This window comes from Maribacter confluentis, from assembly GCF_030505015.1.
Lineage (GTDB): Bacteria > Bacteroidota > Bacteroidia > Flavobacteriales > Flavobacteriaceae > Maribacter > Maribacter sedimenticola.
Genome location: NZ_JAUKUC010000004.1, coordinates 1 through 12,328, shown reverse-complemented (window position 1 = coordinate 12,328; position 12,328 = coordinate 1). Strand labels below are relative to the sequence as shown.

The 12,328-nt window shown below is 35.0% G+C and carries 5 protein-coding genes and 8 pseudogenes; 8 read left to right on the top strand and 5 right to left on the bottom strand.

What is annotated here, in order from left to right:
* Positions 1 to 73 precede the first annotated feature (73 nt).
* Positions 74 to 877 (top strand): pseudouridine synthase, encoded by an 804-nt coding sequence (locus tag Q2T41_RS19515; RefSeq protein WP_367186923.1) that lies wholly within the window; start codon positions 74 to 76, stop codon positions 875 to 877.
* Between the two features lie 132 nt (positions 878 to 1,009).
* Here Q2T41_RS19515 and Q2T41_RS19510 read toward each other — a convergent pair whose 3' ends face one another.
* Together Q2T41_RS19510 and uvrA are read right to left on the bottom strand one after the other, a co-directional pair.
* The gene (locus tag Q2T41_RS19510; RefSeq protein WP_304437101.1) at positions 1,010 to 2,251 is read right to left on the bottom strand and encodes a hypothetical protein; all 1,242 of its coding nucleotides are present in this window, start codon (positions 2,249 to 2,251) and stop codon (positions 1,010 to 1,012) included.
* A gap of 166 nt (positions 2,252 to 2,417) precedes the next feature.
* Positions 2,418 to 5,193 (bottom strand): annotated as a pseudogene (gene uvrA, locus Q2T41_RS19505) (excinuclease ABC subunit UvrA).
* Between the two features lie 244 nt (positions 5,194 to 5,437).
* On the opposite strand from uvrA, the pseudogene Q2T41_RS19500 reads away from it, so the two are divergent.
* The 4 genes and pseudogenes from Q2T41_RS19500 to Q2T41_RS19485 all read left to right on the top strand — a co-directional run bounded on the left by Q2T41_RS19500 (position 5,438) and on the right by Q2T41_RS19485 (position 7,207).
* Positions 5,438 to 6,017 (top strand): annotated as a pseudogene (locus Q2T41_RS19500) (sigma-70 family RNA polymerase sigma factor).
* 74 nt (positions 6,018 to 6,091) lie between these two features.
* Positions 6,092 to 6,235, top strand: a complete 144-nt coding sequence (locus Q2T41_RS19495; RefSeq protein ID WP_304437104.1) for a hypothetical protein — start codon at positions 6,092 to 6,094, stop codon at positions 6,233 to 6,235.
* Positions 6,236 to 6,303: 68 nt separating this feature from the next.
* Entirely contained in the window at positions 6,304 to 6,453 is a 150-nt protein-coding gene (locus tag Q2T41_RS19490; protein ID WP_304437105.1) for a hypothetical protein, read from the top strand.
* A 172-nt stretch (positions 6,454 to 6,625) separates the two neighbouring features.
* Positions 6,626 to 7,207, top strand: a complete 582-nt coding sequence (locus Q2T41_RS19485) for an RNA polymerase sigma factor (protein ID WP_089261480.1) — start codon at positions 6,626 to 6,628, stop codon at positions 7,205 to 7,207.
* 228 nt (positions 7,208 to 7,435) lie between these two features.
* Here the strand turns inward: Q2T41_RS19485 and Q2T41_RS19480 are convergent.
* A pseudogene (locus Q2T41_RS19480) lies at positions 7,436 to 8,097 on the bottom strand (endonuclease III domain-containing protein).
* 52 nt (positions 8,098 to 8,149) lie between these two features.
* Between Q2T41_RS19480 and bcp the strand changes: the two are divergent.
* A pseudogene (gene bcp / locus Q2T41_RS19475) lies at positions 8,150 to 8,601 on the top strand (thioredoxin-dependent thiol peroxidase).
* 80 nt (positions 8,602 to 8,681) lie between these two features.
* Here the strand turns inward: bcp and Q2T41_RS19470 are convergent.
* Positions 8,682 to 10,138 (bottom strand): annotated as a pseudogene (locus Q2T41_RS19470) (TonB-dependent receptor).
* Between the two features lie 168 nt (positions 10,139 to 10,306).
* Here Q2T41_RS19470 and Q2T41_RS19465 point away from each other — a divergent pair.
* Positions 10,307 to 11,081, top strand: a pseudogene (locus tag Q2T41_RS19465) (MBL fold metallo-hydrolase).
* Positions 11,082 to 11,083: 2 nt separating this feature from the next.
* Positions 11,084 to 11,577: pseudogene (locus Q2T41_RS19460) on the top strand (hydrolase).
* On the opposite strand, the pseudogene Q2T41_RS19455 reads toward Q2T41_RS19460, so the two are convergent.
* Positions 11,537 to 12,229: pseudogene (locus tag Q2T41_RS19455) on the bottom strand (alpha/beta hydrolase). The pseudogenes Q2T41_RS19460 and Q2T41_RS19455 overlap by 41 nt on opposite strands.
* Positions 12,230 to 12,328: the final 99 nt, after the last annotated feature.

The following is a 12,328-nucleotide window of genomic DNA, read 5'->3' as shown; positions in this document are numbered from 1 at the left end:
CTGTAACTTATTTTTCTAATTCAAAAATCTAACTTGTGACTTTATTGCCAACTATTCTTTTATCCTCATACCTATGCATATTAGAGAGACCCATTTTGTAGCAAAGAACATTCATAAAAGTAGATTACAAGAATACGGTGTAGGTATCTTTGAAGGCATTACTAGTAAATCCGCTTTAAAAAAAGCAATTAAAAAGAAACTTATTTGGGTCAATGGTAAAGAGGCTTTTACCGCAACATTTATTTCCGGAGGGGAGAAAATAGAATATCTCGTAGATACGCAAACTCCTTCCAAACGATTAAAATTACCATTGCAGGTTATATTCGAAGACGAGTATTTAGCTGTCATTAATAAACCCGCCGGAATTTTGGTGAGCGGCAATAAATTTTTGACCATAGCCAATGCCCTTCCTCAAAATTTAAAAATTAGTAGGGCCAAGGATGCTGTTGATCCGCAACCCGTTCATCGTTTGGATTATGAGACTACAGGCCTATTATTGGTAGGAAAAACCAATAGTGCAATAGTGGCCTTAAATCAAATGTTCAAAAATAGGGCAATAAAAAAAACTTATTTAGCTGTTACAATCGGTGAGATGAGAGAAAACGGTCATATTTCGTTACCCATTGATAACAAGGTAGCTTCTTCTTTTTCTGTAATCCAATCAACCTTGTCAGATAGGTTTACCTATTTAAATTGGTTGAGTTGCAACCACAGACTGGGCGTAGGCATCAACTCCGTAAACATCTATATGCTATTGGGAACCCTATATTGGGAGATAAACTTTACTTTAAGGACAATTTACAGCTTAGGGGCAAAGGGCTTTATCTACATGCGTATTCCTTACAATTTCAACACCCCATTTCTAATAATACCATGAACTTTAAGGCAATTTTGCCAAAAAATTTTATAACATATTCCCTGAATTTGAACTGTAGTTCCATGTACAAAAAAGCACCGTAATGAACGTATTCATTACGGTGCTAAACAACTAACCAACTAAAAACTATTCTTAATTTCTTCTGCTACTTCTTGTGGTCGTAGAAACCGATCTTGAACTTTTTGAAGGAGTCTTGCTTACCGATCTTGAGCTATAACTTCTTGAGGGAGTCTTTGCCGTTGACCTTGTACTTGTACTTTTACTTACAGCACTTCTACTTCTTGCAGGTGTATTTACGGAACGTTTAACCGTTGTACTTCGCTGAGTTCTAACATTTGGATTTACTTTTCTATGTGTTGTAGTAGTTCTTTTTACCGTGGTGCTCCTAGGCGTTCTAATTACCTCTCTTTTGGTAACCGTTCTCTTTTGACCATTTTGAGCCACTGCATTATTGTTACTACGTTTGCTATTTGTATTGTTTCCAATAGTTCTAGTAACCTCTCTTTTATTTACACTTCTATTATTAGCATTACTACGAACCGCACCATTGTTACGCTTTACGGTAGTTGTCCTATTAATTGTAGTGTTTCTATTTGTTCTAGATGTATTACTGGAAACAACCCTTTTATCGTTTCTAAGTCCATTGTCTCTCTTAGCTACTGTTCTGTTACTGCGTAAATTATTGTTCCTGACCGCTACACGCTTGTCATTTCTATATATTGTAGCTCTTTCATTTCTAACTTTATTATATCTATATGTCTTACCAACATTTACGTATGCTCTTCTAAAGTTATTTCTATAAGGTCTATAATATGAATACCTAATTGGTGTATAATATCTTCTATAGGGTCTGTTATATACTAGGCACAAGTTAATTGCCGGCCTTGAAAACCATCTATGGAAAGGTCTAAAAACATAATTTCTATTGTATATATTGATATAACCGGTATGATAGTCATAAAATCCTTGATTGTTATAATACACATACATACCACCTACGCTGCGTACACGGTTATTTCTGTAATTGATTTGGACATCACCAATTTGGTTTACCCTTCCATAATAATCGTAAAATATGGGTACGTTTTCAACTTGAATTACTGCTCCATAATCATCATATTGAGCAAAAGGGCTATAATCATATCCTGAGTTGAACGTAATGCCATTTCTGCTACCGCTTACTTGACTTTCAATATAAAAATCAAATTCGCCATCTGGATACACCGAAAATGTGATTCCGTTTTCAACAAATATGAAGGAGTTGTCAAATCTATAAGCATTGCTATTAGCAACCTTATCTTCATTAATACCGATAGCGAAAACACCTGTGGTGCTTAATATCATCGCCGTAAAAAGGAGTACTAAATTTTTCATGATATAAGGTTTTAAATCTGCCTTTCGACAGCGGTTCTAAATGCAATTATTCGCATTCCCTTACATCATTACAAACAGCGTGCCAAAAAATATAAATTATATTTATACTGTTGATAAACAGCTATTTACTAGATTCGGTTTCCATATAAATAAAACTAATTTATCTTTATAATTTATCTTTTAAGTAATTGGCCGTAAAAGATTTTTTACTTTTAGAGACTTCTTCAGGAGTTCCTTCGGCCAGCAAATGACCACCGTTTTCCCGCCGCCTGGACCAAGGTCAATTAGATAATCGGCGCATTTGATTAAATCTATGTTATGTTCTATAACTACAATGGAATGCCCTTTCTTGATCAGCGCATTAAATGATTTCAAAAGCTTTTTAATATCATGAAAATGTAATCCGGTAGTTGGTTCGTCAAAAATGAAGAGCGCTTTGTCCTTGGTGCTACCCTTAATCAGAAAGGAGGCTAATTTAATACGTTGGGCTTCACCTCCAGATAGAGTAGAAGAAGATTGTCCTAAAGTTACATAACCTAAACCTACATCCTGTAAGGGTTTGAGCTTGGTAACGATTTTATTCTGTAAACCTTTTTCAAAAAACGTAATGGCATCATCTATGGTCATATTAAGGATATCATCAATATTGGCTTCATTGAACGTTACCTCTAATACCTCTTTCTTAAAACGTTTGCCTCCACAGGTTTCACATTCCAAATGCACATCTGCCATAAATTGCATTTCTACCGTAATTTCGCCTTCCCCCTTGCATTTTTCACACCTACCACCATCAACATTAAATGAGAAGTGTTTGGCCTGATAGTTTCTTATGGTACTAAGCTTTTGGCTTGCAAAAAGATTTCTAATATCATCATATGCCTTGATATAAGTAACCGGATTTGACCTGGAGGATCTACCAATTGGGTTTTGGTCTACAAATTCAACATGTTTTATATGTTTATATTTTCCTTCCACATCCGTAAACTGTCCGGCTTTTTCCCCATAGCCACCAGTTTCTTTTAATATTGTTGGATAGAGTAACTTTTTTACCAAAGTACTTTTACCACTACCTGAAACACCCGTAACTACAGTTAACATATCCAAAGGAAAGGTTACATCAATATTTTTCAGGTTATGTTCTCTTGCACCTTTAATAGTAATGTAATTTTTAGAGGTTCTTCGTTCTTTTGGAACCTTAATTTCCATACTACCATTGAGGTACTGTGCCGTTAGCGAGTCTGATTTTAATATTTCCTTTAATGTTCCCTGCGCCACAACATTACCACCATGGCTGCCTGCCTCAGGACCAATGTCAATGACCATATCCGCAGCCTTCATAATATCCTCATCATGTTCTACGACAATAACCGTATTGCCCAAATTTTTAAGTGATATTAAAACATCTATAAAATTTTCAGTGTCTTTTGGATGAAGGCCAATACTTGGTTCATCTAAAATATACATAGACCCCACTAAACTACTACCTAAAGAGGTTGCCAGGTTTATGCGTTGACTCTCACCACCAGAAAGGGTGTTGGATTTTCGGTTTATGGTCAGGTAGTTTAGACCAACTTTGCTTAAAAAACCAAGACGGGTCCTAATTTCTATCAATAGGCGTGAAGCTATTTTGGCGTCGTTGTCATTTAGCTCCAATGTATTGAAAAATTCACCTAACTTTTCTATTGAACGACCTACCAATGATGAGATGTTGGCACCGCCTACTTTGACATAATCGGTCTCCGTACGTAATCTTTTACCATTACAAACATTACATTTGGTTTTACCACGATATCTTGATAACATGACCCTATTTTGAATCTTGTAACTTTTTTCCTCAAGCATACCAAAGAACTTATGAAGTCCTATGAAATGATTATTGCCTTTCCAAACCAACTCCTTTTGTTCTTCTGTCAGTTCATACCAAGGTTTATGAATGGGGAAGTCAAATTTGTAGGCAGAATTGACCAATTGGTCCCTATAAAAGCCCATACTTTCTCCACGCCAAGGAAAAATTGCATTTTCATAGACTGAAAGTGCCGTATTGGGAATGACCAAATCTTCATCAATACCAATAACATCTCCATATCCCTCACATTTTGGACAGGCACCATATGGATTGTTGAAACTGAACAAATGTACATTTGGTTCTAGAAAGGTCATTCCGTCCAGTTCAAACTTATTACTGAAAAATGTCTGTTTTCCGGTAGCCAATTCCTCTATTACGCACTCTCCCTTACCTTCAAACAAAGCTGTATCAATGGCATTGGCCAATCTATTATAAAAATCCTCATCGTTTTTGGTAATGATGCGATCTATGACCAAATCAAATTTTTTGCCTATATCTTTTGGGGCTTGGTCAATTCTCAGGACTTTATTGTTATATTTAATACGTGCATATCCTTGTTTTGAAAAAAGTTCCAGAGATTTAATAGTATCCCTGTCTTCCCTAATTTGGATGGGTGCCAGTAATAATAGTTTTGTTTGCTCGTCAAAAGTTTTTACAAAGTTGACAATGTCGCTAACCGTATGTTTTTTTACCTCGTTACCGGATATGGGAGAAAAGGTTTTTCCTATTCTGGCAAACAATAATTTAATGTAATCATATATTTCCGTAGTGGTACCTACAGTAGATCTAGGATTGGTAGAGTTTACTTTTTGTTCTATTGCAATTGCGGGGGCAATACCTTTTATATAGTCAACCTTGGGCTTGTCCAATTTGCCCAAAAACTGTCTTGCGTAAGATGATAAACTTTCTACATACCTTCTTTGTCCTTCTGCATATAGGGTATCGAATGCTAGGCTAGACTTCCGGATCCGGACAAACCCGTGATAACAACAAGTTTATTTCTAGGTATAACTACATCTATGTTCTTAAGGTTATGCAGTTTTGCTCCCTTAATGATTATGTTCTCTTTCGGATTTACTTCGGTAAGTATAGGCATATAAAAATCTAATTGTACAAAGATACGCTTTGCCTTTTTTCTATTCTATAAAATGGATGGCCAACTAAAATCTGAGAAGAAATTTTCACATAATTATAAGAGTATTATTTTTTTCTATCTTTGGAGCCTAATAAAATTTAATCGGCCTATAAAGCAACTTTACATTTTTAAGTTAAAATTAATACTACTGGTATCCTAGTTCAAATGAAATAGGGACCATATTTTAACCCTTAAAGTAAAGTTTATGGTTGTACAGATTGAAGATTCCCAATTAGTCAAAAAATATATTCAAGGAGACGAAAAGGCCATAGAGGCTTTAATAAATCGTCATAATTCTCGTTTAACGGTTTTATCTATTCAAAAGTAGGGGATAGGGAATTGACCGAGGATATTTTTCAAGATACCTTTATGAAAGTGATCCGTACCTTAAAAAAGGTGCCTATAACGAAGAAGGAAAGTTTTTGCCCTGGGTCATGAGAATTGCACATAACCTGATTATTGATCATTTTAGAAAGCACAACAGAATGCCCATGTACAATAGTAAGGAGAGCTATAATATATTCGCTTTATTGGGTGATGAAAAACTTGATGCAGAAAGACAGTTGATCAAGGAGCAAATAGATACTGATTTGGTGAGGCTGATCAAAGAACTCCCTGAGGATCAGCAGGAAGTTTTGGAAATGCGTATCTACAAGGATATGAGTTTTAAGGAAATTTCGGATAATACGGGTGTTAGTATCAATACGGCTTTAGGAAGAATGCGCTACGCATTGATCAACCTAAGAAAGTTAGTTGAGGCCAATAGTATAGTTTTAACGAATTAATTGGTTATAGGTCGAGTGGATCTACTATCTTCCTCAATGTATCGTTCTTTAGTTGAACCTAAACAACAAATACTATGGAGAAAATTTACACCGATAAAATTGAAAAATGTACTTTAGTAAAAGCCAGACCAGAAACCATTGAATTTTTATTGGCCTATTCTAAGTCATTGGATATAACAGAAACAAAGGGATTACAATTTGAAAGTAATTTAAATTAATCATCCTTACCAAATAATATAAACCTCTTGGACGAAAGTTCAAGAGGTTTTCTTTTTTATATAATTATATGTTAGGTGTCCTTACCGTATACATGATTATAATGTTTCTTTCCAATCTTAAATATTTGTCCTGTAGTAAGGCCAAAACAATATTCTCCTATATAGTACCGTCCTTAAAAGCTATATCTAAATTTATCACGGAACTTTCCATATTCTAATTTATTGTATGGAAATATACTTTTTCGATGTTTCACATCATAAAAGTGCTGTTTGACAACATACTTTTTTGAACAGCACCCCTTTTCTATAGTTTTATATCAGAATTAAAAAGCAAACCAAAATAACCAATTAGATTTTCCCAATCTAAAACCTTAAAAGAAAGTAACTCGTATGAAACTACAAATTGAAGACTCAGAATTAGTAAGGGATTACATCAATGGTAACGAAAGTGCCCTTGAAATATTGATCAACAGACACAATCAGCGTATTACTAGTTTTATCTATTCTAAGGTATTGGATAGGGATATTACAGAAGATATATTCCAAGATACCTTTATAAAGGTGATCAAGACCTTAAAAAAAGGAAAATACAGCGAGGAAGGTAAATTTTTACCATGGGTAATGAGAATTTCCCATAACTTGATTATTGATCATTTCAGAAGAAATAAGAGAATGCCAATGTTTGAAGGTAGCGATGACTTCAATATTTTTTCTGTTATAGGTGATGATAAGTTAAATGCTGAAAAGCAACTCATCAAAAATCAAATAGATACAGATCTTAGACAATTGGTAGAAGAGTTGCCAGATGATCAAAAAGAAGTTCTTTTAATGCGTATCTACAAGGATATGAGCTTTAAGGAAATATCGGAAAATACAGGAGTAAGTATCAATACGGCCTTGGGAAGAATGCGTTATGCTTTAATAAATCTTAGAAAAATCATCGACAAAAACAATATTGTTCTTACGAATTAAGAGGGAAGAACATAGAGTAAACAATTTTCCAATTTTGCGGCGTTATTTTAGTGTAACAACGTAGGAAGTATGGAAAAAATTTACTCTAATTTTCAAGAACAGGCAGAATTTGTTAAAGTATGTCCAAAGACAATTAATTTTTTGTTGAGTTATTCTCAGGCGCTTTACGAATTTGAGCACAATGATTTAAGTTTTGAAACATTTTTTAAACTAATAAAAGACCCGTTTTTAACGGGTCTTTTTCTTTTTATAATATTCGTTCAGTACGGATTTTCTACCTATTTTCTTGGTTATGATATCTTTCTCCAGTCCCAACCTCTGGCAGGAGAATATTGTCTGCCGTACCAAATGATCTGCAAGTGTAAATCGTTCCAAATTTCCTTGGGGAACAAACGTTTGGCATCTTTTTCTGTTTGTACTACATTTTTACCATTGGTAAAACCCCACCTATATAGTAATCTATGAATATGTGTATCTACCGGAAAAGCTGGAATACCAAATGCTTGTGATACAACAACACTAGCCGTTTTATGGCCCACGGCGGGCAATGCTTCCAATGAAGGTAGATCTTGTGGTACTTTGCCATCATGTTTTTCGATCAATATCTTTGAAAGACCATATATACCTTTGGCTTTCATGGGGGACAGACCTACAGGTTTTATGATTTCCCTTATTTCATTTACGCTCAGCTTGACCATATCATAAGGATTGTCCGCTCTTGCAAATAGCAAGGGAGTAATTTTATTTACTCGTACATCTGTACTTTGGGCAGACATTAGAACAGCAATCAATAATGTATACGGGTCTTTATGGTCTAAGGGTACAGGAATTTCTGGATAAAGCTCTTGTAACGTAGAGATTGTAAACGCTATTTTTTCTGCTTTAGTCATTTTTTGTTTAATTTTGAATGAAATAATTTAAACATAAATTTAAACTACTATTATGGATACATTAAAAGTCGGGGATAAAGTGCCGTCATTTTCAGCAAAGGACCAAGATGGTAATTTGGTTAAACTTTCTGATTACAAAGGAAAAAAACTGATCGTCTTCTTTTATCCTAAGGCCAGTACCCCGGTTGTACTGCCGAAGCGTGTAATTTAAGGGATAATTACCAAGAATTGCAAGCCAATGGCTATGAACTTTTAGGGGTAAGTGCAGATTCTGAAGCAAGACAAGCAAAATTTAAAAGTAAATATGAGTTTCCTTTTCCGCTATTGGCAGATGAAGTCCATACGGTCCTTAATATTTTTGGGGTCTGGGGACCTAAAAAATTTATGGGTAGGGAATATGATGGTATACATAGAAAAACCTTTGTTATAGATGGTAATGGTATGGTTATAAAGGTTATAGATAAGGTGAAGACCAAAGACCATGCAGCACAACTATTGGAATAATTTTAATGATTAAATTAAAAAACCGAGTGCCCAATTTATGGACGCTCGGTTTTTTTTTAAAGTAAGAAAATTTAAAGACTTTATGATTCTTGAAGTTCCTCTTCATTATCCTTTCTGCTGAAAAGATTCTTTTCTTTTATAATTTCCGCAATGCCCTCAGGAAGCATTTTTTCCCAACCTTCCTCATTGTTCATTAATTTTTTAAGTACATCTCTAGAGAAAATATGCATGATATCGGCTCATAATCAATGATATCCATTACTTTGCCGTTGTATTTAAAGAATTTATACAATTCTTTCATACGTGGGTGTACCTTAACATTATTGCTCGTCATTATTTGTCCGGTATCCGGATTCTTCATTGGGTATAGATAAACTTGTAGATCTTTAAAGAAAAGTTTGCCGAACGCCTCTAAAATTCCACCACTTAAATGCCTGTAATATTTTTCATCAAATATGTCTACCAAATTATTGACGCCCATGGTAAGTCCAATTCTATTTTTGGTAAAGTTGTTGAAATATTCAACCAGCTTATAGTATTCCTGAAATTTTGATATCATAACGGAATGACCAAGTGAACACAACAGCTCTGCGCGGTCCATGAAGTCTTGCTCATCTATTTCACCGGATGCCTTTAAATTGGAAAGGGTAATTTCAAAAATTACTATGGTGTTGTTCTGGTCTACTTGAGAATCACGTATGAAAATATCATACGATTTTTCAAACATGTCTAGATTTACCTTGGTTACCGGTCTAAAACTACCGCGTAACGCCAAAATATTTTTTTTGTACAATACTGCGGCAGGCAAAAGGTTATTACCGTCCGGGCCAAACATAACGGCATCTGTCATATTGTTCTTAATAAGCTGCAAGCTCATTAAACGGTTGTCTACATCCTTAAAATTAGGGCCTGAAAAATTGACCATATCAATTTCCAATGTATCCTTGTCAATATGGTCATATAAATATTTCAACATTTTTTTTGGCTTATGATACTTATAGAAAGCACCATAAATTAAATTTACACCAAGTGTTCCAAGGGTCTCTTGCTGCAAACGAGCCATTTTGTCGTTTAAATCGTATATGTAATATAATCTCCCATTCTTTTTGGTTGGGGTCCAATTGGTAACGTATACCAACCCATCCGTGTCCTTTGTACCGTTTTGAAAAATCTATGGTAGCTACGGTATTTGCATAGGAAAAGAACAATCTGTCCGGATGGTTTTCCTACTTATACGCTCCTCCATTAACTGCATCTCATGGGTAAGCATAGTTTTAAGACGGGCTTGTGTAACATACCGGCCATCGGCTTCAATGCCATAAATAGCGTCGCTGAAATCCTTGTCATAGGCACTCATTGCTTTCGCTATCGTGCCAGATGCTCCACCCGATCTAAAGAAATGGCGCGCTGTTTCCTGTCCTGCGCCAATCTCTGCAAATGTTCCATAAATATCCGGGTTTAGATTTATACGTAACGTTTTTGCCTTGATCGAGGGAATGTTTTCAAAAACACTATCTCTTTTTAGTACGGATGCCATTTTTACCTGTTTATCTTTTTAACAAAGTTATAAAGAATGGACGTTACATTTGGCATATGCCCTAAAAAATGGAATTACTTTCATTCTTTACTTTATTGCGCTTTAATTACCCTGATCTTCTAATTTTTCAACCTTTATTTTACTAAAAAGGAATTAAATTTGTAATACATGACAAATAATTTACGTGTTACTTTTTTAGGGACGGGAACATCGCAGGGCATTCCGATCATAGGTAGTACACATCCGGTATGTTTAAGTGAAAACCAAAGGATAAAAGATTACGGGTATCCGTCTTAATATCGTGGAACAAATATCATTATGTAATTGATTGTGGCCCAGATTTTAGACAGCAAATGTTGACCATAATATTCAACATTTGGATGGTATTCTGTATACACACGAGCATTCTGACCATACCGCAGGCCTTGATGATATAAGGCCCTTCTTTTTCAGGCAGGGCAGTATACCGATTTATGCTCATAAGCGTGTGTTGAAATCCTTGAAAAACCGATTTGACTATATTTTTAATGAAAAGGATAAGTATCCTGGTGCGCCTTCGGTGCAAATTAATAGGGTAAAGAAAAATTGTCCTTTTACATTGGGTAACAAAACAGTATTACCCATTAATGTACTGCACAATAAACTACAGGTTTTTGGTTATCGTATTGACGATTTTACGTATTTAACTGATGTAAAGTCTATCCATGACGATGAATTGGAAAAAATAAAACATTCTAAAGTATTGGTCGTAAACGCTCTTAGAATTCAACCCCATATTTCCCATTTTAATTTAGAGGAGGCCTTGGAGTTTATTAATAGGGTAAACCCGGAAACCGCATATTTAACCCATATTAGCCATTTGCTCGGTTTTCATGATGAGGTAGAAGCAATGCTTCCGCCTAACGTACATTTGGCTTTTGATAACTTAACCATTACTATTTAATTATGAAGAAAAATATCTTTTTATACCTCTTTTTATTTTCGGCCTTAATCTGCTTGTATCTTTTTGTCAGTAGTAATAAAATGGTGGAAATGAATACCGCCAAAATAACCAAGTTACAGTCAGAAATAGATGTTTTGAAGGATTCTGTACAACGGTCCAATGTCAAGGTTATGGATATGCAATATTTTTCTTTGGAAAATAATGATGATGCTTTGGCTTATTACGAGCATTTGGATCTACATAACCAGCTGCATATATTACGGACAAACTGCTGGAAACCAATGAACAAAAAGGAGACAATCCTTTAATTCCTTATGAAGGAATGGAAAATGATTTTAAGATCAATAAGATTAAGATATTAAACCATAAATGGATCTTAGCTGATTTTTCCGATGGAAAGTATTGGGGCGAATTGCTTATTAAATATGAACTAAAAGATGATTTGGGGGTTGATTTTACTCTTGTGGACCACTTACTTTACACCCGCAGTAATTAAAGCTTTTCTTGATCCACTTTTGTAAGGAATAAAAGTTTTGAGGTGCAACACCATGCCCAACAGGAAATTCTTCATATTGATGTTCAATACCTAATTTCTTTAAGATTTCCGGTGCTTTACGAGCCCATTCAACCGGAATTACCTGATCTACGTCTCCATGGCTACAATAGAAACTTATTTGGTCAAAATCGTTTGTACTATAATTTTCCTTTAAATGGACTCATTGATATATCCGCTTAGGGCGATTATGTTTTTAACTTCTCAGGATAAGATAAAGCTACGGCGTAACTGAGTATGGTACCCTGACTAAAACCTAATAAATTTACATGGTTCGTGTCCAAGCCATATGCATTGCAGCCTCATCGATAAAGGTTACAATTTTATCCCGTGATCCAATAGCCTGTTCATCATCACTCCACTTTCCTTTTTCATTATCAAAATTTATCGCATACCAAGCATAGCCATATGGCTGAAGTATATATGGTGCCCTAACGGAAATAACACAAAGTTCTTTCGGAAGTTCTGGAGCAAAGGAAAAAAGGTCTTCTTCATTACTGCCATAACCATGAAATAAAAACAGAACGGGTGGTTTTTTATCAGTTAAGTTAGAAGGTCTTATAATATGTTCTAAAGATAGGGGAGCTGTAGTCATAATTTTATTGAATGAATGTGAACCATTTTTGAAAATAGGCTCCAAGGACCGGAATTTCTTGTTCTTATTGCCCAATAGCCCTAAAAATGCATAAAACCA